Origin of the sequence: Candidatus Pelagibacter sp. IMCC9063, from assembly GCF_000195085.1 — a bacterium.
GTDB lineage: Bacteria > Pseudomonadota > Alphaproteobacteria > Pelagibacterales > Pelagibacteraceae > IMCC9063.
The window spans coordinates 437,258-458,654 of the sequence record NC_015380.1; the positions used below are offsets into that span (position 1 = coordinate 437,258).

A 21,397-nucleotide genomic window follows, 5' to 3' on the forward strand; every position below is an offset into this window, starting at 1 on the left:
TAAAAAGATATAAATCAATTTTTATATGAATATTAACATTCTATTACCAATTAAGTTTGATCAAGCATTTACATACTTATGTGATATTTCATTAAATCTTGAACAAGGGGATTATGTTTTAGTCCCTTTTCGGAATAAAGAAATTGTAGGAATTGTCTGGGAGAAGAATGTTCCTAACCCAAAAAAAATAAAACTAAAAAAAATTATCAAAAAAATTAATTTTCCTAAATTAACTAAAAACAACATTACTTTTATTAATAAGTTTTCCCAGTACAATATTTCTAGTTTAGGCATGACTCTTAAGCTTTTTTTATATGAAAAAGGCTTAGCTACAATATTAAAAAAAAAATTAGTGGTGATTATAATGAATATAAAATTCAAAATTTTAAAAAAAATAATCTAAGTGCTCTACAAACAAAATCATATCAAGAAGTCTCTCAAAATATAAACTTCTCAAGCTACTCAACCACCCTTGTTCATGGTGTTACAGGGTCCGGCAAAACCTTAATTTACTTTGAGATTATTAAGGAAGCGCTTAAGAAAAACAAGCAAGTCTTAGTATTATTGCCTGAAATTGCATTAACAAAACAAATAGCTGAGAGGTTCAAGGATTATTTTGATGCAGAGCCTGCACTTTGGCATTCAAGTATAGGTGAAAAAAAGAAAAAAAATATTTGGAAAGGTGTATCTGAAAATAAAATAAAATTAGTATTGGGAGCCAGATCATCTATCTTTTTACCTTTTCAAAATTTAAAATTAATTGTGATTGATGAGGAGCATGATTCTTCCTACAAGCAGGAAGAGGGAGTTTCATATAATGCTAGAGACATGTCAATCTTAAGAGCTTCGATTGAAAAATTTCCTATCTTATTAATTTCAGCCACCCCCTCTATTGAAAGTTATTATAATAGTAAAAATAAAAAATATTTTTACGTAAGTTTAACAGAGCGATATAAAAATATTTCATTACCTAATATTGAAATAGTTGATTTAATAAATGCTCCTGCTGATAAAGGAAAATTTATTTCTAATCAGCTCATTCCAAAATTAAAAAAAATTATTAAAGAAAAACAACAAGTGTTGTTTTTTTTAAATAGAAGAGGGCATTCTACATACATCATGTGTTATGAGTGTAAAAAAAGATTAGTTTGTCCGAATTGCTCAATAGGACTAGTTTTTCACCAAACTTCTAAAAAAGCGATATGTCATTACTGCGATTACAAAACAAGCTTAACCCAGAAATGCACCAATAATAAAGATTGTGAATTTACTTTTTATGGTCTTGGGATTGAAAGAGTATTTGAAGAAGTTCAATTAATTTTTCCTGAAATAAAAATACAAATTTTTTCTTCTGACTCTATAAATAATAACAAAAATTCTGAACAGATTATTAATGACATAGAAAAAAATAAGATTCCAATTTTAGTAGGTACACAACTAATTTCTAAAGGATTTCACTTTCCGAGCTTAAACTATATAGTTGTTATTAATTCTGATACCAATTTCTTAGGAAGTGACATAAGAGCCTCTGAAAAAAATTTTCAGTTATTGCAGCAGCTTTCTGGAAGGGCAGGCAGAGAAGAAAATAAAGCTAAAGTTTTTTTACAAACTAACGATCCTAATAATAAAATTCTCCACTCCCTGTCTAACAGTGACCCCAAAGTGTTTTACGAAGAAGAGCTTTTATTTAGAGAAAGGGCTTACTTGCCTCCATTTTCAAAACTTGTTTCTATAATTGTATCTGGAGCAAATCAGTTTGAAGTGGAAAAGATATCTAAGAAACTAAAGCAATCTTTTTTATTGCAAGAAAAAATAAAAATTTATGGGCCAGTAACAGCTCCAATATTTAAAATTCGTGGTAAATATAGAATGCGATTACTACTTAAATACGATGTTTCTCTGTTTCCTCAGAAATTTATCAAAAATTGGCTTGATATGAACATCGTCAGCAAAAATATAAAACTTGAGGTTGATGTAGATCCTGTCAGCTTCCTTTAAGTCGCCCAATTAGCCAAAATATCACACTTGATCGATATTTTTCATTGTGTTACGAACTCAGCATTAATTAAGGATAATCTTGGAAAATCAAGCTAACTCATTTTCAAACGTAACAGGTAGATACGCAAAATCCATCTTTCAATTGGCTAATGAAAAAAAAATAATGAATGAAGTTGAAAAAAATTTTTTACAGATTCACTTTTTATTTAATGATTCTAAAGATTTTGTAAAATTTGTTACCAATCCTACTATTCAAAAAAATACTAGGCTTAAAATCATTGAAAACCTATCAAGTAAATTAAATTTTAACAATTGTTTTACTAATTTTCTTAAGCTAATAAACGAAAAAGGTCGTTTTTTTTATTTAGAAAGAATAGTAAAAGATTTTTTTTCAATCCTATCTATTAGCAAGGGAGAGATATCTGCGGAATTAATTGTGGCTAATGAGATTTCTGAAGATAGGAAAAATGATATTAAGAAAGAGCTTTCTTTAATATATAAAAAAGATATGAAATTGAATTTTATAATTGATCCAAGCCTAATTTCAGGATCAATATTAAAAGTAGGTAGTAAAATGATAGATAGTTCAGCAAAAAGTAAATTTAACAGAATTTTAAACAATATTTAGGAGAAAATAATGGACATAAACCCTTCAGAAGTAACAAAAGTAATTAAAGAGCAAATTGAAAACTTTGGATCAGAAACAGAAGTTTCTGAGGTAGGACAAGTTCTTTCAGTTGGAGACGGAATTGCAAGAATTTTTGGATTAGATAATGTGGAAGCTGGAGAAATGGTAGAATTCTCTGAAGGCACTAAAGGCATGGCCTTAAATTTAGAAAATGACAATGTTGGGGTAGTTATTTTTGGAGACGATTCTAAAATTAAAGAAGGAGATATTGTTAAAAGAACAGGAAAGATTGTTGATGTTGCAGTTGGAAAATCACTTTTAGGAAGAGTTGTAGATGGATTAGGAAATCCTATAGATGGAAAAGGCCCAATTGATCCCAAGTCTGAAAGAAGAAGGGTGGATGTTAAGGCTCCAGGAATTATTGCAAGAAAATCAGTTCACGAGCCTATGCAGACTGGTCTTAAAGCAATTGATAGTTTAATTCCAATTGGAAGAGGACAAAGAGAGCTGATTATTGGAGACAGACAAACAGGAAAAACTGCTATTGCAATCGACACAATTATAAACCAAAAAGAAATAAACAAATCCGACGATGAGTCAAAAAAACTTTATTGTATTTACGTTGCTATCGGACAAAAAAGATCAACAGTAGCTCAAATAGTAAAAACTTTGGAAGAATCGGGAGCCTTGGAATACACCATCGTTGTAGCTGCAACTGCCTCAGATCCTGCACCACTTCAATTTTTAGCACCATATATAGGCTGTACTATGGGAGAATATTTTCGAGATAATGGGATGCATGGACTGATTGTGTATGATGACCTTTCAAAACAAGCTGTAGCTTATAGACAAATGTCTTTGTTATTAAGAAGACCTCCGGGACGTGAAGCTTTTCCAGGGGATGTATTTTATTTACATAGTAGACTATTGGAAAGAGCAGCAAAACTAAGTGAAGATCAGGGTGGTGGATCTCTTACAGCCTTGCCGATCATTGAAACGCAAGCAAGTGACGTTTCTGCTTATATTCCTACAAATGTTATTTCAATTACTGATGGACAGATATTTTTAGAAACCGAGTTATTTTTTAAAGGTGTTAGACCAGCAGTAAACGTCGGAATTTCCGTATCTCGAGTTGGATCTTCAGCACAAATTAAAGCAATGAAGCAAGTTGCAGGGTCTATCAAATTAGAGCTAGCTCAATATAGAGAAATGGCAGCATTTGCCCAGTTTGGTTCTGATTTAGATGCTTCTACTCAACAGCTATTAAACAGAGGAGCCAAGTTAACTGAACTTTTAAAACAAGGACAATACTCACCACTAAAAGTTGAAGAGCAGGTTATTTCTATTTTCTGCGGTGTTAGAGGGTATTTGGATAATATTGAGACTTCAAGAATTAAAGATTTTGAGAGTGGTTTACTAAGTCAAATAAAATCTGATTCTCCCGATATATTAGAAAATATAAATAAAACAGGAAAATTAGATGAGTCTAATGAAGCTAAATTAAAATCTTTTATAGAAAATTTCAAAAATAAATTCGAAAACTAAAAATTAATGGCAACTCTAAAAGACTTACGTAATAGAATTAAAAGCGTAAAATCTACACAGAAAATTACCAAGGCAATGAAAATGGTTGCTGCTGCTAAATTAAGAAAAGCTCAAGATAGAGCCGAAAAGGGAAGACCTTATTCAGACAAAATGAATAGTATCATTACTAATTTAAAAGCATCAATAGTAAATCCATCCTCTGCACCTAAGCTTTTAGTGGGCAATACAAAAAGTCATAAACATTTATGTGTAGTAATGACTGCAGATAGAGGTTTATGTGGTGGGTTTAATACTAACATATGCCGAAGAGCTCGAATATTTTTTAATGACATTATAAATTCAGGAAAAGAATTAAAAATTATTACTGTAGGTAGTAAAGGTAATGATCAACTAAAGAGAGTGTATGGAAAATATATCGTTGAAAAAATTAGTTTTAAAGATCTAAAAAAAATTACAATCAATGAATCAGATGAGATTACCACAAAAATTATAGACATGTTTAAAGAAGAAGAGTTTGACGTATGTACTATTTTTTATAGTAAGTTTAAAAGTGTCATTTCTCAGGATCCTCAGGCTCAACAAATTATTCCTATCCCATCAGAAGATACTTCAGAAGATGAGGTAAGCACTCAAACTCAGTATGACTATGAACCAGAAGAGGAAGAGATTTTGGAGAATTTGTTACCAAAAAACATTTCTACTCAAATATTTAAGGGTTTCTTAGAAAATGATGCTAGCGAACAGGGTTCAAGAATGTCTGCAATGGACAACGCGACAAGAAATGCAGGAGATTTAATTAACAAGTTAACTATAAACTACAATAGAAGTAGACAAGCAGTGATCACGAAAGAGTTGATTGAGATCATTTCAGGTGCTGAATCTTTGTAGACAATTAAGGAGAAAAAATGACGAATAAATTTGGAACAATTACTCAAGTTATCGGAGCAGTTGTAGATGTAAAGTTTGAAGAAAACTTACCTGAAATTTTAACAGCCTTAGAATGTGACAATTCTGGAATAAGATTAGTTTTAGAGGTAGCTCAGCATCTTGGAGAAAACACCGTAAGAACTATTGCTATGGATACCACAGAGGGTTTGAAGAGAGGAGACAAGGTGACAAACACAGGATCTTCTATTCGTGTTCCAGTTGGACCAGAAACTTTGGGAAGAATTATGAATGTTATTGGAGAGCCTATCGATGAAAGAGGACCCATTAAAACAAAAGAAAATTGGCCAATTCATAGGGCCGCACCTTCTTTTGTTGAGCAATCAACGGAAACAGAAGTGCTAGTTACAGGAATTAAGGTAGTTGATTTGTTAGCTCCCTATTCTAGAGGTGGAAAAATTGGATTATTTGGTGGAGCTGGAGTTGGAAAGACTGTTTTAATTATGGAATTAATTAATAATGTTGCAAAAGCTCATGGTGGTTATTCAGTGTTTGCTGGAGTTGGAGAACGAACTAGAGAAGGTAATGATCTTTATCATGAAATGATGGAATCTGGAGTTATTAAATTAGATGGTCCTGGATCAAAAGCTGCACTGGTGTATGGACAAATGAACGAACCTCCTGGAGCAAGAGCAAGAGTTGCTTTGTCAGGCTTGACTGTAGCAGAATATTTTAGGGATCAAGAAGGACAAGACGTTTTGTTTTTTGTTGATAATATTTTTAGATTTACGCAAGCAGGATCAGAAGTTTCTGCATTACTTGGAAGAATACCTTCAGCAGTGGGATATCAGCCTACATTAGCTACTGACATGGGTAACCTTCAAGAAAGAATAACAACTACAAACAAAGGATCAATTACTTCTGTGCAAGCTATTTATGTTCCTGCAGACGATCTTACAGATCCTGCTCCAGCAACATCTTTTGCTCACTTGGATGCTACTACAGTTTTATCTAGACAGATTGCAGAGCTTGGTATTTACCCAGCTGTGGATCCATTAGATTCTACATCAAGAATTTTAGATCCTAGAATTGTTGGTGATGAGCACTATAGGGTGGCGAGAGAAGTTCAAGAAATCTTACAAACCTATAAGTCTTTACAAGATATTATTGCTATTTTAGGTATGGATGAATTGTCAGAAGAAGACAAATTAGTAGTTGCTAGAGCTAGAAGAATACAAAGATTTTTATCTCAACCATTCTTTGTTGCAGAGGTATTTACAGGATCGCCTGGAAAATTAGTTGATTTAGAGTCAACGATTAAAGGTTTTGCTGCAATTTGTAAGGGTGAATATGACCATTTACCAGAAGCTGCTTTTTATATGGTAGGCACTATTGAAGAAGCAGTAGAAAAAGCTGATAAAATGGCAAAAGAATCTGCAGCATAATTATAAATGAGCGAGACAATCCAAGTTGATATTGTAACACCAGAAAAAAAAATTTTTTCAAAGGACAATGTTTTGTCTGCTAATGTTCCTGGGATTGAAGGTGATTTAGAAATATTAAGTAATCACATTCCTATTATTACTTTTTTAAAACCTGGAAGAATAAATATTGAAGTAGATGGATCCAAAAAATCTTTTTTTATTTCTGATGGAGTTTTAGAATTTAATAGCAACGTGTTAACTATTCTGGTTTCTGAGATATTCGATACTATGGCAATAGATAGCACAACTCTTGATTACTTAAGAAATAAGTCTAAAGAAAAATCTCAAAGACGAAATCAGACTGATAATGAAGCGTATTTATCTGGCAGATTTGAAGAAGAGGTCAGTCGATTATCTTCAGTTAAATAAAAGGCTTAAATTCTTTTGTTATTTCCTGGTAAAGATCTTTTTTAAAAGGGACTATCAAATTTTCTAGCTCTTCAACCAATACCCATTTCCAGTCTTTAAATTCGGGATTTTTTTGCTCTAAGTTAATTTCTTTATCTTCACCTAAAAATTTTACTAAAAACCAAGTTTGCTCTTGACCTTTAAATTTTCCTTTCCAAATTCTTTCCCTTATAGATTCAGGAAGGTCATATGTATATTGTTTTTTTGATTGTTTAATTATTTGAATAGAAGTTATGCCTGTTTCTTCTTGCAATTCTCTTTTTGCAGTTTCTAATACGTTCTCATTGCCATCAATACCACCTTGAGGCATTTGCCATGCAGATTGATTATCTAATCTTTTACCAACAAAAATTTTCTTTTCTTTGTTGAAAAGCATAATACCTACTCCTTTTCTATAAGGTAAATCTTTAATTGTGTTCATGCATCTTATTTTTGTAGAAGATTTAAAGCATAAACAAGCTGATTATCATTTTTGCCATCATTAATTTTAAAATTTTCTTTTTGTTCTTTGATTGTGATGTCTGGTTCTACTCCGATTTCAGAAATAGATTGTCCCGAAGGTAAATAATATTTTGCTATAGTAAGTCTCAAAGCTCCATTTTTTTTTAGGGGGATGATGGATTGAACAGAACCTTTTCCAAAGGTTTTTTCACCAAGCAATATTGCTCTTTTGTGGTCTTTCAGAGCTCCAGATACAATTTCTGACGCTGATGCTGAGCCTCGGTTAATCAGTACTATTAGAGGTTTTCTTTTTAATATATCGCCTTTTTTGGCCGTGTAAATTTTAATATCATTTTTATCTCTTCCTCTTGTAGAAACTATTTCTCCGCTATCTAAGAAAGCGTCTGTTATTTTAATGGCTTGGGATAAGAGCCCGCCAGGATTGTTACGAAGGTCTAAAATATAACCATTTAGATTTTTTTTGGATAGATCTTTAATTTTTTTTCTTAGTTGCTTAGAACTCTGTTGGTTAAACGCTCGCAATCTTATGTAGCCGACATTTTTCATTACGGACGATGAAATTTCTCTCACTTTTACATTGTCTCTAATGATAGTAAATTTCAAATCTTCATCTTCATCTAGGCGTCTAATCGTAATATCAATGGAAGTCCCTATTTTTCCACGCATTAGGTTTACAGCTTCTTGCAAAGTTAGACCCTTAACTTGATCTTCATCAATTTTAATTATGTAGTCTCCTGGCTTTACCCCAACCTCATCTGCAGGAGATCCTTCAATAGGAGTAATTACTTTTATAAATCCTGATTCCATAGTGATCTCAATACCCAAGCCACCAAACTCTCCTTTTGTCTCAATGTTCATATTCCTGAAACTTTCAGGATTCATATATGCGGAATAAGGATCGAGCGATTGAAGCATTCCATTAATAGCAGCATCAATCACCTTACTTTGGTCAACGTCTGTTACATATTCCTTGTTAATTTTTTCCAAGACATCACTAAATAAATCTAACTTTTCATAAAGAGGGTGTGTATTTTTAGAACTTGCACTAGGAACAAGCAAAACTAGAAATATTAAAATTAATCTTATAAAGAATCTCATATGTTTTAATATTTATGGTATGGATGATTAGTTATAATTGTAGCACATCTGTAAAATTGTTCACACAAAATTACTCTAGATAAAGAGTGTGGAAAAGTCATTTTACCTAAAGATATTTTTTCACATTTTCCTGTATTGACCGAAATTCCCTCTGGTTTTCCTATAAGAAGATATAATTCTTTACTGCCATTGTTTAATGTTTTCTGAATGTATTTTGAGAATTCTATACTAGAATATATTTTTCCAATTTCACTTAGGATTAATATTTTAGTGTTACTATTTTTATTGTTAATTATTTTGATAATTTCTTTTGATGTAGACTGTTTGATTGAAAAATTACTAAAACCACTTTGTTTTATAGAATTTATTCTTTGTTGGTAGAGCGTACATAATTCTTTCTCAGGACCTTTGTTAACTCGTCCTTCGCACAAAATTGTCACCTTCATTTAAATGGTAATATTTTGCTGAGGGAGTATGTCCTCCCACATTTTTTCAAGATTATACAAAGATCGTTTTTCTGGATGAAATATATGAACCACCACTTCTATTGCATCTAGCAGCTTCCAGTCATCACTTTCTTGCCCTTCAATATTACAACCTTTAATCCCAATATTTTTCAACTCTTGCGCGGTTATTTCTGTAATTGATTGTATGTGCCTAGAGGAAGTTCCGCTTGCTACAATCATATAATCAGCAATTGAACTCTTGTCTTTCAAGTCAATTGTAACAATATTTGTTGCCTTGTTGTCATCTAGTATTTTTTTAATTATTGATACTAAACTTGTTTTTTTTTCACTTACCATTTTAATAATTATTTATATAAACTAATTCTAAGTCTTGAAGAAGATACATTAATACCCTTGTTGTTAATATACACCCATTCCTTTTGTTTAGGGCCTATTTTAAGCAAAGTATCCAAGCTTATTTTTGTTTTTCTAAATTTTTTAGCTGCGGGAGAAGTTAGTGCGGGTTTTTTATAACCAATTCTATTCATGACTACCACAGTACATAAAGAAAATATTTTTTTATAATCTTTCCACTGATGTAGCCGAATCAAATTATCTGCCCCGATAATAAAAAACAAATTTGTTTTTTTAGTAATTTTCTTTTTTATTTTTCGTAGAATATTTATAGTAAGGTTAGAATTTTTAATATCACCTGTATTAAGTAATTTTATTTTTTTTTCACTCCTTGTCAGCTGCCTACATAGTGTTTTTCTTTTATTTTCATTATTATGTGGGCTTGTTTTTTTAAGAGGGTTTTGTTTGGTGATAGCCCAATACAAAAGCTTAAGATCCAACTTTTTAATAACTAGTTTGGATATATGCAAATGACCTTTGTGTGGTGGGTCAAAAGTTCCCCCTAAAATTCCTAAGTTATTTTGGATTCTTAGTTTCAAGCTCTGATTTGGCCTTTGCCTTTAACAATATATTTGTATGAGGTTAGCTGTTCTAATCCTACAGGCCCTCTTGGATGAAGTTTGTTTGTGGAAATTCCCACTTCAGCACCAAGACCGAATTCATATCCGTCTGCAAATTGGGTAGAAGTATTATGCATGACTATTGAACTGGTAACTTCATTTAAAAATTTTTGTGCACTTTGTTTGCTATTAGTAATAATAGATTCCGTATGGTTTGTTCCATATTTGTGAATATGTGAAATGGCTTCATCTATACTATCCACAACTTTTACTGAAATAATAGACTCTAAATATTCAGTCTTCCAGTCCATTTCTTTTGCAAGGCTAGCTTTAGCAAAGTGCTTCTTGACCATTTTATCACCTATAATTTTGCAACCACTTTTATGTAGCAAATTTAGAATAGGTAGCAAGTGTGTGCCCACAACTTTTTTATGGATCAATAAAGTTTCGACTGCTCCGCATATACTGGTTCTTCTAAGTTTTGCATTAAATACAACTTTCCTGGACATTTCTAAGCTAGCCTTTGAATCAACATATATATGACAAAGTCCCTCTAAGTGACCAATGACGGGAACTTTGGATAAATCTAATACTTTTTTAACAAGACTTTTCCCACCTCTTGGAACTATTACGTCGATGTAAGATCTCATATTGGATAATAAATAATCCACATAATCTCTATTGGTTTTATTTATAAGCTGAATGCAATCAGGATTGATTTTATTTTTTTTTAATATTTTTCTAAACAAATTGCATAAAATGGTATTGGAATAAAAAGCTTCTGTTCCGCCACGAAGAATAGCGCAGTTACCAGACTTAAAACAAAGAATAGAAACATCTGCAGTCACATTAGGTCTTGCCTCATAAATGACACCAATCACCCCAATTGGCATTGTTATTTTTTGGATAACAAGACCATTAGGTCGTTTAGTGGAGCTTATAATTTTATTAGTAGGATCTTTAAGTTTTATTACTTCTTTAATTGACTGAATGATACTTTCAATTCTATCATTATTTAAAATTGACCGTTCTATTATATTTGCTTTAATTTTTTTGATTTTAGCATTTTTAATATCTAACTCATTAGCCTTAAGAATTGCTTTTTTATTTTTTTTTATTTCACTAATATAATCTTTCAACACTTTATTTTTGCGGATTTCTGTTAAGTGCACTATCGTATTAGATGCTACTACAGCTTTTTTACCTAGTTGTTCTAAGTAGTTATTTTTTTTCATTCTTTTCTTCTCTTACTAAATTATCTATATGAATTACCTCTCCACGTGAAGAATATCCAAGTATTTTGTTTATCTGATCACTTTTAAGACCTTTAATTTTTTTAATATCACTATTAGAGTAAGAGGATACTCCTATTCCCAATTTTTTTTTATGATCGCCAAAAATAGATACCGTATCCCCTCTTTGAAAGGTACCATTGGTGTCTAGTATTCCTACTGGCAATAAACTTTTTCCATTAATGATAGCTCGAGCAGCTCCTTCATCTACAAAAATAGATCCTTTTGTTTTGATAGTCCCCATAATCCATCTTTTTTTTGCATTACGGGAATTTATCTTTGGAACGAACCACGTAAATTTTTTACTCTTAATCATTTTTTGAATAGGATTGTTTATCGTCCCCGATCCAATAAGCATATTACAGCCTGCATCCATACAAATTTTTGCAGCTTCAATTTTAGTAATCATTCCACCCGACCCATAATCGCTAATACTTTTGGTTGCTATTCTTTTTATTGATTCATTAATTTCTGTAACTTTTTTTATATAGACAGAATCCTTAAATTGATTTGGGTTTTTAGAATACAGTCCGTCAATATCAGAAAGCATAATGAGTGTGTCAGCATTAATTATTTGAGCAACTCTTGCTGCAAGTCTGTCATTGTCTCCATATCTAATTTCAGATGTCGCTGTAGTATCGTTTTCATTTACAATAGGAACAATATTCATTTCAAATAGGTTAGAAATAGTATCTTTTGCATTTAAAGACCTTCTTCTGTTTTCTGTATCTTCCAGGGTAAGTAAAATCTGTGCGATTTTTATTTTTTTTCTTAAAAATGATTTTTTAAACAAATTCATTAATTCTATTTGTCCAACTGCAGCAATAGCCTGATGTTCTTTAAGCCTTAATTTTTTTTTATTTTTTTTTAGAAGTTTGCAACCCAAGGCAATAGCTCCAGAGGTTACTATAATAACTTTAATTTTTTTTTTGATCAAAAAATGGACATCATCGATTAACTTGTTTATCCAATCTTTTTTAAAGTTGTCTGTCTTATCTACCAACGTAGAAGAGCCAATTTTAATTATCAATAGTTTTGAATTTAAAATATTCATTATAAAATTCTTAATATTGTATTAATATTTTCTTTTTTGAGAATAGAAATTTCATAAAACTTCTTTTTAAAAAATTTCTTAAATTCTTTAAGTTTTTCATTTTTTTCTTTTTCTTCTAATAAATCAATTTTATTAAATACTACTATTTCTTTTTTTTTAATAAGCTTTTCACTATATTGTTTTAATTCTTCTCTGATTACCTTGTATTGTCTAATCAAATCATCCTCATTTATATCTATAATGTGTAATAAACTTTTGCATCTTTCAATGTGTTTTAAAAATTTATCTCCAAGTCCTATGCCTTTGTGTGCACCTTCGATTAACCCAGGGATATCGGCTAATACAATTTCTTTATCATCAATTTGAACTACTCCTAAATTTGGATTTATTGTAGTGAACGGGTAATTGGCTATTTTTGGCCTAGCTCTAGTTGATATGTTCAAAAAACTAGATTTTCCTGCATTAGGAAATCCAATCAACCCAACGTCTGCAATAATTTTTAATTCCAGCCATATTGAAATTTCCTCACCGAGTTTGCCCTTGGTAAATTTTCTGGGTGCACGATTAGTAGAACTTTTAAATTTTGTATTTCCAACTCCTCCAAAACCTCCTTTGGCCAAAATAAATTCTTCATCTTCTTTAGTAAAATCATAAATTAAAGTTTTCTTATCTTCTGCATATACTTGTGTTCCAAGAGGAACTCGTAAAATTAGATTTTTTCCTCCATGACCTGTTTTATTGCTAGACCCTCCCTTTTCTCCATTACCTGCTTTAAAATGTTGGGCATATCTAAAATCTATTAAAGTATTAAGACCATTCACAGATTTTAAAATAATAGACCCTCCCGATCCTCCATCACCACCATTAGGACCCCCAAATTCAACAAACTTTTCTCTTCTAAAGCTTGAAAGACCGCTTCCGCCATTTCCAGCTTTTACATAAATTTTAGCTTGATCTAAAAATTTCATAATTTAGGGAATTATAGGGGAATTGCTTCTTAAAAAAAGAAGTGTTTATCTAGTGAGGAATGACAGAAATGTATTTTTTTCCAAACTTTTTAGTTTGAAATTTAACTCTACCGCTTACTTTTGCAAAGATTGTGTGATCTTTTCCCATTCCAACATTTTGACCAGGATGCATTTTAGTGCCTCTCTGTCGTAGGATAATGTTACCAGGAATAACTGATTGTTCGCCATATTTTTTAACTCCCAGTCTTCTACCAGCACTATCTCGACCGTTTCTTGTAGAACCACCTGCTTTTTTCGTTGCCATAATATTATAATTTTAGTTTATTTTTTTTTAGATTCAACCGTATCTTTAGTTTTTATTTTTGTTTTTGTTTCTTTTTCCTTAGCAATAGAGGCTTTTGTTTTGGCTATAATGCCAACTTCAACTTTCTTATCTGCTTCAGATAGAATTTTTCCATCCTTTCCAAATATCTTCATAATTTGGATTACAGAAACTTGCTGTCTATGTCCTTTTTTTCGTCTTGAATTTTGTCTTCTTCTTTTTGTAAAAGATATAACTGTTTTATTTTTGGTTTGTTTAATAACAACGCCTTCAACTTTTGCTCCTTCTAAAAGTGGAGCTCCAATTTCGATATTGTCATCTTTGTTAGTTAGCAATACTTGATCAAAGTTAACTACGTTTCCAGCTTCGCCAGAAATTTTTTCTAAACGCAACGTATCATTAGCTGATACTTTGTATTGTTTTCCACCTGTATGTATTACTGCAAAAGTCATTGTATGTTTTTTAAAGTAGAGGCAATATATCCAGCAAGCTTATCATGTCAAGGCGTTAGATCAGTAAATACTAGAAATTATCCTTTAATTCCCTCAGTTTTGTAAAGACTTCTAGGTCTGTAGCATTGTTTAATGAGAGGGACTTTCTAACCGTAAGGTCGTCTAGTCTGAAAAAAATATTAGTTTTAAGCTCCATGCCAATAGTAGTTGGAATAGTAGGCTTATTCTGCCTTCTTAAGCTCTCTATCTCAGTGGCCCTTTTTTTTAAATCATCATTATACGGATCAACCGACATACAAAATGCTAGATTTGATTCTGTATATTCATGGCCACAAAACACTTTTGTTTCTGGAGGCAGTTTTCTTATCTGGTCTACAGAAGCCAACATTTCTTCATAGGTACCTTCAAAAATTCTTCCACACCCCAAAGAAAAAACAACATCTCCAACAAAAGCTAAATTATTTTTTTTGAAATAATAAAAAATATGTCCAGAAGTATGCCCTGGTACATGATGCACTTCTACTTCAGTATTAGCAAATTTCCAAACTTGACCATCGTCTAGCAGTATATCAATTCCCGGTATTCTATTGTGGTCAGGAGCAAATCCTACAATTTTACAGTTATATTTTTTTTGCAAAGATCGGTTTCCATCCACATGGTCTCCATGATGATGTGTATTTAATATAAAATCCAAAGATAAATTATTTTTTTCTAAAAAGGAATCTACAGCATTAAATTCTGCTGGATCAACGATTGCTACTTTTTTAGTCTCTGGATCTACAATGCAATAAGAGTAGTTGTCAGTTAGGCATGGAATTACATTTACAATCATTAAGTTTTTTTTGTATTATATAAGACCCAATGTATCAAGATATTATTAAACTAGAGAAATTTTATCAGTCTGAATTAGGCAAGGCCGTTCAAGATAGAATTTATTCTAAATTAAAAAAATACATCTATTTGCACGATGAAGAGAAGCTAGGAAGCTTTGGTTTTGGAGAGCCCTACCTATCTCTTTTACCTAAAAAAAAAGCGTCTATATTTAATTTTTTTTCTCAACAGATGGGAATTAAAAAAAACATTATAAACGAAAGATTTTCTAATGTATTGTTAGATGAAGAACAGCTACCCATTGAAGATCTTTTTTTGAATCATATTATCTGTATTCATTGCCTGGAACATTCAGAAAACTTAAAAAAAACCTTAAGAGAATTGTGGAGAGTTCTTTCGCCAGAGGGAAAAATTTACATTATACTACCCAACAAAAAATCTTCATGGAGCTTTTCATCTAAAAGTCCTTTTTCATCAGGGTTTGGTTTTTCTAAAAACCAAATTACTCGAGTTTTAGAAGACAACTTTTTTGAAATCCAATCTATTGACCGGCTGGTTTATTTCCCAAGCTGGAATAGTAGATTGCTTTTGAATAATAGATTTTTTTTAGAAAAAATAGGCTCTTACTTTTGGAGGTTTTTTAATGGATTTTACTTATGTGTTGCTACAAAAAGAATTTATGCAAACTCTAAGGCAAAAAAATTTTCTTTTATTAAAAAAAGAAGTAGTGCTGAACAAGTTTAGCTTAACTCTTTCTTACTAAAAAAATTCCAATTTCAGATGTTAAATTTTTTATTTCCAAATTACTTTTTTGAATGTTCCCAATTTTACCAGAGGAGACTGAAATAGATTTTACTATATTGATATTGTCCAATTCACACAAATTGTGAAAATCCTTAATAGTACACATGTGTAAGTTTGGAGTATTATACCAAAAATTAGGAAGATTTTCAGTAACTGGCATAGTGCCTTTCATTAGCAAGCTTAATCTAACTTTCCAATATCCGAAATTAGGAATAGTGATAATAGCACTTTTTGCTATTCTCAAAAGTTCATTAACAACTTTCCTGGGATCATAAAATTGCTGCAGAGATTGATTTAAGATTGCAAAATCAAATGAATTGCTAGGATAGTCAACCAAATCTTTTTCTGCATCACCTTCTATAACCGCAAGACCTTTAGCCACACTTTCTTGAACTAATTTTTGATCAATTTCCAAACCTCTTCCATCTACACGTTTATTTTTTTTAAGATGAAGCAATAAACTTCCATCACCACATCCCACATCAAGAACTCTAGAGTTAATATCTATTAATCCTGATAAAATATCATCTTCAAATTTCATTTTTAAAATCCTCATATGCAGAATCTACAAAACCCTTTAAGGTATTGAAGAAAGCTGGTTCATTGACTAAAAAAGAATCGTGACCATTATTGGTAATGATTTCTACAAAACTAACTTCAGCTCCAATTGCATTTAGGGCAATGACAATTTTTTTGCTCTCAGAAGTAGGGTAGAGCCAATCAGTTGAAAATGAAATAATACAGTATTTAATTTTTGAATTTTTAAATGCATTGGATAGATTACCATTATTTGCTTTATACAAATCAAAGTAATCCATAGCTCTTGTAATATACATGTAAGAATTTGCATCAAACCTATCGACAAAAGAATATCCCTGATATTTTAAATAACTTTCGACTTCAAAATCAGCATCAAAAGAAAACTTGAGATCACTTTTTTCTTGAAGCTTTCTTCCAAATTTATTCTGTAATCCTTGCTCTGATAAATAACTAATGTGTCCAGCCATTCTAGCAATCGCCAATCCTTTTCTAGGTATTTTTCCTGAAGTTAAATAGTTTCCACCATCCCACTCTTGGTCAGCCATAATAGCTTGCCTGGCTAGCTCATTAAATGCAATGTTTTGAGCAGAATGACTTGCTGTACATGCAATTGGAATTGATGAAAATGTACGTTCTGGAAAAAGAGTACAAAACTGCAGTGCTTGCATTCCACCCATAGAACCACCAATGACAGATAAAGTTTTCTTGATACCCAAGTAATCGAGTAAATGAACTTGAGCAGAAACCATATCTTTAATGGTAACTACTGGAAAATTTAGTCCATAAGGTTTTCCTGTGGAGGGGTCAATTTCTTTTGGGCCAGTACTCCCCATGCATCCGCCCAAAACATTTGCACATATCACAAAATATTTATTAGTATCTACGGCTTTCCCCTTGCCAATTGCATAACTCCACCAACCATCTTTGCCAGTTACAGTATTTGTTTCTGTTGCAAATTGATCACCAGAGAGAGCATGGAATACAAGAATTGCATTACTCTTATTTTCATTGAGAGCACCGTAAGTTTCGTAAGCAATATCGAACCCTTTTAATTTTACACCGCAGTCTAAAGCTAGGGTCTTATCAAGGGTAATTTTTTTAATATTGTTAAAATTTAAATTCATTTCAAATAAAACCATTTTATTAATGGTTCTCCTCTTTAGCAGTTTCGCTCGCAATTCGGTTAAATCAGCGAATGAAGTTGTACTAAAAGGCAAATTTATTGTCAAACAATCAATGTTTTTTTGATAAACAGTCACACATATTGTATGAAGAAAATTAACTAATTATTTTGAAATGAACTTTCCTAAAGCAAAAAAAATAACAACTCAGAGATATGAAGGTGGCCTTTCCAAAATACCTGGAGTGACCAAGTCAATCAAGTTATCTTCCAATGAGTCTGCTCTGGGCTGTTCTTCTTTAGCATTGGAAGCTTTTATCAAAACAAAAAATAAAATTTCCAAGTACCCAGACTCAAAGAGTAGTTTGTTAAAAAAAACGATTGCCAGCAAATTTAAAATTAACACAGATAGAATAATAGTGGGGTGTGGGTCGGACGAAATTATAAGTTTTGCATGCCAAGCTTTTTTGGAAAAAAAAGATGAAGTAATTGTTCCTCAATTTAGTTTCCTAATGTATAGAATTTATTCTCAAATTAATGGAGCCAAAGTTGTAGCTGCAAAAGAAAAAAATTTTAAAACTGACATATATGCAATTCTAAAGTGCGTTACAAAAAAAACAAAAATTGTTTTTTTAGCCAACCCTAATAATCCAACAGGAACATATTTAAACAAGTCAGAACTAAAAACTCTTCGAAGCAAGCTTCCCTCTCGAATTTTGTTGTTAATAGATGATGCATATTGCGAATATATGCAAAATAAAGATTACACATCTGGACTAGAGCTTTTTAAAAATAGTAAAAATGTTCTAGTGACGAGAACTTTCTCAAAAATTTATGGACTAGCCAGTTTACGTTTAGGGTGGGGATACGCATCTAAAGATGTTATTTCTTCTTTAATGAATGTAAAGCCTCCCTTTAACGTAACAGCAGGAGCTGAGGCAGCAGGTGTGGCTGCGTTGAAAGATACCAAGTGGATTAAGAAGAATATAAAACACAACAATATTTGGAGCTTACAAATATATAAAAAATTAAAAGAAAAAAAATAAAATGCAATTTTCCTTCTGCTAATTTTTTTCTAATGCAATTTAACAAATCTAACGATGCTAATAATGTTTTTAAAAAATTTGCCCAATCAAAAATTATTTTAAGAAAAATGAATAACTATAAAATTAAAAATAGCTTAAGAGTAACGATTGGAAATGCCCAAGAGTGCAGGCTGTTTATTAAGCTATTGGATAGGATTTTTTAATGTTTAATAAAATAACCATAGTCGGGTGTGGCCTGATTGGATCCTCCATAGCAAGAGAAATAAAAAAAAGAAAATTAGCTAAAAATATTAGTGTTTGTGATATTTCTTCTAAAGCACTTAAAGATGTAAAGTCCCTTAAATTAGCAAATGAAATATCCTCTAATTTAAAAGTATGTTGCAAAAACACGAATATTATCTTTATTTGTGCGCCTCTAAGTACTTACGAGCGAATTTTTAAAACTATTCGTGATCATGCGCCTATCAGCGCAATCATTACAGACGTGGGATCTTCAAAATCTAATATAATTAAATTATCAGAAAAAATTTTAAATAAAAAATCTAGCTTTATTCCAGGCCACCCCATTGCCGGCACTGAAGAGAGTGGACCAAAATCAGGTTTTTTAAACTTATTTAAGAACAGGTGGTTTATCACCACTCCTTGCAAATTAAGCAAAAAGAAAGATCAAAAAAAAATTGAACAATTATGGAGCAAATTTGGCAGCAAAGTAACTTCAATGAATGCACGAAGTCACGATAATATCATGGCTATCACCAGTCATATCCCCCATTTAATTGCTTACAATATTGTAGGAACCGCATCCAAGTTAGAGGCCAAGATTAAGTCTGAGGTTATTAAATTTAGTGCAAGTGGATTTAGAGATTTTACTAGGATAGCTTCTTCAGACCCAACAATGTGGAGAGACATAATGATAGGAAACAAAAAACAAATTTTATTTATGCTCAAAAGATTTAGCAAAGATCTCAAGCACTTAGAAACAGCTATCCAAAATAACGATAAAAAAGAATTATTTAAATTTTTTCAAAAAACCAGAAGCATTAGGGCAAAAGTAGTTAAGGCAGGACAGGATACAAAAGCTTCTAATTTTGGAAGAAAAAATTAGTTATAAATTTTTCTTTCTAGTTCCTTTGTAAAAGTAGCACTATCCAGTCCTGGCTCTATAGAATCTTTAAACTCAAATACAATTTTTCCAGGATATTTATAAAAACTATTACGAGGCCAAACAGATCCTGTGTTTAATTTGACAGGAATACAGCTAATATTTAGACCTTGATAAATGCGGCTAGCCCCTTTTTTTAACATAGGTTGCTCCTCTGGATGTACCCTAGTTCCTTGCGGAAAAATAATTAATGTTCGGTTACTTTTTTGAATTCGGTCAAAAATTTGACCAAAAGAACTAACGTTATCCTTAGTAGTTTTTCCTCGATTAATTGCGATATATTCTAATTTTTTTAAATACAGTCCATACAAAGGTATCGAAAGTAATTCTTTTTTAATTACAAAGGTGCAATCTGGTATTAAAAAATTATATAAAAAAGTTTCAAGCATCGATTGGTGGGCTGAAGCTATAAAAAATTTTTTATCCTTTGGTATTTTGTCCATTCCAACAAATTCTATTTGAGTTCCCAATACATATTTAGTTAAAAAAATTAAGTAATATCCTAAGAAATAAGAAATTTTACTCAAAAATTTTTTTCTCGGAAGAAGAAGGGTGGGAAGGGATACAATACAAGCAATGGCTATTCCCACGTAAGTAAAAAAATTGAATACTAAAGAGCGTAAAAAATTCACAATGTTTTTATTTGATAAGATCTTTTAGCTTTTGTCTAGGTCTTATAATGGTGTAAGATTTTTTATTAATGGCTATCTCTGCTGCCAATGGTCTGACGTTGTAGTTGGACGAAAGAGATCTTCCATAAGCTCCAACATTCGTGAAACAAACATAACCACCCTCCTTTAATCTGGGGTAGTTATTGTAAGTAATAAACTTATCAGTGCTTTCGCATATAGGGCCCACAAATTCTATTTTTCTATTAAATTTTTTCTTATCTTTTTGGATAGGCAAAATATCGTGTTTTGCACCATACAATGCTGGTCTCATTAAATCATTCATTGCCGCATCTAGTATTACAAAATTTCTATCTTGAATTTCTTTAACATAGGTTACTTTAGAAACTAAAAGAGCTGTATTGGCAGACATATATCTTCCTGGCTCAAATATAATTTTGCATTTATGATTTTTATTAAATGCATGAACAAGGTTAGCATATTTTTTTAAATCAAATTCTGTTTCTAATGCTGAATAAGGTATTCCCATTCCACCACCCAAATCCAGGTATGAAATTGTGATTCCTTCATTTTTTAATTTTAAAAGGAATTTATTTATAACATCTAATGTTTTCTTAAAAGGTGCCAATTCTTTAATCTGGCTTCCAATGTGAACACTTAACCCTTCAATCTTAATATTTTTATTATTGCTATTTTTCTTAAGAATTTTAAAACACCTATCTAGGCTAATTCCAAACTTGTCACTTTTTTTACCTGTAGATATTTTTTTATTAGTTTTTGCCGAAATATTTGGATTTAATCTGATACCAATTGTAACTATTTTCTTCTTTGATCTTGCAATTTTTATAATTTCATTAATCTCATTTTCAGATTCTGTATTAATTAGTAAAATTTTTTTTGACACTGCGTAGGATAGTTCCTCTTTTGTTTTCCCGACTCCTGAAAAAACTATTTTTTGTGCATTGATCCCAGCCTTTAGAGCAAGTTGTAGCTCTCCAATAGATACTACATCAGCTCCAGAGCCAAGTTTCTTTAGTTTTTTTAAGAAAAATAAATTGGTGTTTGATTTAACAGCAAAGCAGATAAGTGGATTGATAGACTTAAAAGACTTATGAAAAAAATTAAAATTATATTCTAACTGCTCAAAAGAATAGAGGTAAAAAGGTGTTATATTTTTTTTGGCAATTTTCTTGACGGAGACATTCTCAAAGTAGAGATCATTGCCTCTATATTTTATTAAATTCATTGT

At 31.3% G+C, this 21,397-nt stretch carries 26 protein-coding genes; 11 read left to right on the forward strand and 15 right to left on the reverse strand.

Annotated elements, in window-relative coordinates; all coding sequences use genetic code 11:
• Window positions 1-25: 25 nt before the first annotated feature.
• From SAR11G3_RS07315 to atpC, 7 genes are all read left to right on the forward strand, one after another.
• Window positions 26-403: a hypothetical protein gene (locus tag SAR11G3_RS07315; protein ID WP_013695124.1), complete on the forward strand. Its 378-nt coding sequence runs from the start codon at window positions 26-28 to the stop codon at window positions 401-403.
• A 41-nt stretch (window positions 404-444) separates the two neighbouring features.
• Window positions 445-1,998 carry a replication restart helicase PriA gene (gene priA / locus SAR11G3_RS02255; protein ID WP_237697307.1) on the forward strand — a complete coding sequence of 518 codons (1,554 nt, stop codon included), beginning with the start codon at window positions 445-447 and terminating at the stop codon, window positions 1,996-1,998.
• A gap of 79 nt (window positions 1,999-2,077) precedes the next feature.
• A complete protein-coding gene (gene atpH / locus SAR11G3_RS02260) occupies window positions 2,078-2,626 on the forward strand; it encodes an ATP synthase F1 subunit delta (RefSeq protein WP_013695126.1) in 549 nt (182 codons plus the stop codon).
• A gap of 9 nt (window positions 2,627-2,635) precedes the next feature.
• On the forward strand, window positions 2,636-4,171 hold the full coding sequence (gene atpA, locus SAR11G3_RS02265) for a F0F1 ATP synthase subunit alpha (protein WP_013695127.1): 1,536 nt from the start codon (window positions 2,636-2,638) through the stop codon (window positions 4,169-4,171).
• Between the two features lie 6 nt (window positions 4,172-4,177).
• On the forward strand, window positions 4,178-5,059 hold the full coding sequence (locus tag SAR11G3_RS02270) for a F0F1 ATP synthase subunit gamma (protein ID WP_013695128.1): 882 nt from the start codon (window positions 4,178-4,180) through the stop codon (window positions 5,057-5,059).
• A 17-nt stretch (window positions 5,060-5,076) separates the two neighbouring features.
• Entirely contained in the window at window positions 5,077-6,501 is a 1,425-nt protein-coding gene (atpD, locus tag SAR11G3_RS02275; RefSeq protein WP_013695129.1) for a F0F1 ATP synthase subunit beta, read from the forward strand.
• 6 nt (window positions 6,502-6,507) lie between these two features.
• Window positions 6,508-6,909 (forward strand): ATP synthase F1 subunit epsilon, encoded by a 402-nt coding sequence (gene atpC, locus SAR11G3_RS06960; RefSeq protein WP_013695130.1) that lies wholly within the window; start codon window positions 6,508-6,510, stop codon window positions 6,907-6,909.
• Here atpC and SAR11G3_RS02285 read toward each other — a convergent pair.
• The 11 genes from SAR11G3_RS02285 to gloB all read right to left on the reverse strand — a co-directional run bounded on the left by SAR11G3_RS02285 (window position 6,902) and on the right by gloB (window position 14,848).
• Window positions 6,902-7,369: an RNA pyrophosphohydrolase gene (locus SAR11G3_RS02285; protein WP_013695131.1), complete on the reverse strand. Its 468-nt coding sequence runs from the start codon at window positions 7,367-7,369 to the stop codon at window positions 6,902-6,904. The two genes, atpC and SAR11G3_RS02285, sit on opposite strands and share 8 nt — an antisense overlap.
• Window positions 7,370-7,374: 5 nt before the next feature.
• A complete protein-coding gene (locus tag SAR11G3_RS02290; RefSeq protein WP_013695132.1) occupies window positions 7,375-8,508 on the reverse strand; it encodes a S41 family peptidase in 1,134 nt (377 codons plus the stop codon).
• A gap of 5 nt (window positions 8,509-8,513) precedes the next feature.
• Window positions 8,514-8,954 carry a 23S rRNA (pseudouridine(1915)-N(3))-methyltransferase RlmH gene (locus tag SAR11G3_RS02295; RefSeq protein WP_041862320.1) on the reverse strand — a complete coding sequence of 147 codons (441 nt, stop codon included), beginning with the start codon at window positions 8,952-8,954 and terminating at the stop codon, window positions 8,514-8,516.
• Window positions 8,955-9,311 carry a ribosome silencing factor gene (gene rsfS / locus SAR11G3_RS02300; RefSeq protein WP_013695134.1) on the reverse strand — a complete coding sequence of 119 codons (357 nt, stop codon included), beginning with the start codon at window positions 9,309-9,311 and terminating at the stop codon, window positions 8,955-8,957.
• An 8-nt stretch (window positions 9,312-9,319) separates the two neighbouring features.
• Entirely contained in the window at window positions 9,320-9,907 is a 588-nt protein-coding gene (gene nadD, locus SAR11G3_RS02305; protein WP_013695135.1) for a nicotinate (nicotinamide) nucleotide adenylyltransferase, read from the reverse strand.
• Window positions 9,904-11,163 carry a glutamate-5-semialdehyde dehydrogenase gene (locus SAR11G3_RS02310; protein WP_013695136.1) on the reverse strand — a complete coding sequence of 420 codons (1,260 nt, stop codon included), beginning with the start codon at window positions 11,161-11,163 and terminating at the stop codon, window positions 9,904-9,906. Before SAR11G3_RS02310 ends, nadD begins: the two co-directional genes overlap by 4 nt.
• Window positions 11,150-12,274, reverse strand: a complete 1,125-nt coding sequence (gene proB, locus SAR11G3_RS02315) for a glutamate 5-kinase (protein WP_013695137.1) — start codon at window positions 12,272-12,274, stop codon at window positions 11,150-11,152. The genes SAR11G3_RS02310 and proB overlap by 14 nt, the downstream gene beginning before the upstream one ends.
• The gene (gene cgtA / locus SAR11G3_RS02320) at window positions 12,274-13,242 is read right to left on the reverse strand and encodes an Obg family GTPase CgtA (protein ID WP_013695138.1); all 969 of its coding nucleotides are present in this window, start codon (window positions 13,240-13,242) and stop codon (window positions 12,274-12,276) included. Before cgtA ends, proB begins: the two co-directional genes overlap by 1 nt.
• Before the next feature lie 49 nt (window positions 13,243-13,291).
• Window positions 13,292-13,546, reverse strand: a complete 255-nt coding sequence (gene rpmA, locus SAR11G3_RS02325) for a 50S ribosomal protein L27 (RefSeq protein WP_013695139.1) — start codon at window positions 13,544-13,546, stop codon at window positions 13,292-13,294.
• Window positions 13,547-13,563: 17 nt separating this feature from the next.
• The gene (gene rplU / locus SAR11G3_RS02330) at window positions 13,564-14,016 is read right to left on the reverse strand and encodes a 50S ribosomal protein L21 (RefSeq protein ID WP_013695140.1); all 453 of its coding nucleotides are present in this window, start codon (window positions 14,014-14,016) and stop codon (window positions 13,564-13,566) included.
• A gap of 70 nt (window positions 14,017-14,086) precedes the next feature.
• Window positions 14,087-14,848, reverse strand: coding sequence for a hydroxyacylglutathione hydrolase (gloB, locus tag SAR11G3_RS02335; protein WP_013695141.1), 762 nt, complete (start codon window positions 14,846-14,848; stop codon window positions 14,087-14,089).
• A 29-nt stretch (window positions 14,849-14,877) separates the two neighbouring features.
• On the opposite strand from gloB, the gene SAR11G3_RS02340 reads away from it, so the two are divergent.
• Complete coding sequence (locus SAR11G3_RS02340; RefSeq protein WP_013695142.1) at window positions 14,878-15,591, forward strand: methyltransferase domain-containing protein; 714 nt, start codon at window positions 14,878-14,880, stop codon at window positions 15,589-15,591.
• A 1-nt stretch (window position 15,592) separates the two neighbouring features.
• On the opposite strand, the gene metW is transcribed toward SAR11G3_RS02340, so the two are convergent.
• Both metW and metX read right to left on the reverse strand, forming a co-directional pair.
• A complete protein-coding gene (metW, locus tag SAR11G3_RS02345; protein WP_013695143.1) occupies window positions 15,593-16,192 on the reverse strand; it encodes a methionine biosynthesis protein MetW in 600 nt (199 codons plus the stop codon).
• On the reverse strand, window positions 16,182-17,315 hold the full coding sequence (gene metX, locus SAR11G3_RS02350) for a homoserine O-acetyltransferase MetX (protein ID WP_013695144.1): 1,134 nt from the start codon (window positions 17,313-17,315) through the stop codon (window positions 16,182-16,184). The genes metW and metX overlap by 11 nt, the downstream gene beginning before the upstream one ends.
• A 172-nt stretch (window positions 17,316-17,487) precedes the next feature.
• Between metX and SAR11G3_RS02355 the strand changes: the two genes are divergently transcribed.
• From SAR11G3_RS02355 to SAR11G3_RS02360, 3 genes are read left to right on the forward strand one after another with little or no spacing between them, the layout of a single operon-like run.
• Window positions 17,488-18,357, forward strand: coding sequence for a pyridoxal phosphate-dependent aminotransferase (locus tag SAR11G3_RS02355; protein ID WP_013695145.1), 870 nt, complete (start codon window positions 17,488-17,490; stop codon window positions 18,355-18,357).
• Between the two features lie 32 nt (window positions 18,358-18,389).
• Window positions 18,390-18,560 (forward strand): hypothetical protein, encoded by a 171-nt coding sequence (locus tag SAR11G3_RS07475; protein WP_013695146.1) that lies wholly within the window; start codon window positions 18,390-18,392, stop codon window positions 18,558-18,560.
• Window positions 18,560-19,462: a prephenate dehydrogenase/arogenate dehydrogenase family protein gene (locus tag SAR11G3_RS02360; protein WP_013695147.1), complete on the forward strand. Its 903-nt coding sequence runs from the start codon at window positions 18,560-18,562 to the stop codon at window positions 19,460-19,462. The genes SAR11G3_RS07475 and SAR11G3_RS02360 overlap by 1 nt, the downstream gene beginning before the upstream one ends.
• On the opposite strand, the gene SAR11G3_RS02365 is transcribed toward SAR11G3_RS02360, so the two are convergent.
• Window positions 19,459-20,151, reverse strand: a complete 693-nt coding sequence (locus SAR11G3_RS02365) for a lysophospholipid acyltransferase family protein (RefSeq protein WP_013695148.1) — start codon at window positions 20,149-20,151, stop codon at window positions 19,459-19,461. The two genes, SAR11G3_RS02360 and SAR11G3_RS02365, sit on opposite strands and share 4 nt — an antisense overlap.
• Before the next feature lie 7 nt (window positions 20,152-20,158).
• A complete protein-coding gene (gene lysA / locus SAR11G3_RS02370) occupies window positions 20,159-21,394 on the reverse strand; it encodes a diaminopimelate decarboxylase (RefSeq protein WP_013695149.1) in 1,236 nt (411 codons plus the stop codon).
• Window positions 21,395-21,397 lie beyond the last annotated feature (3 nt).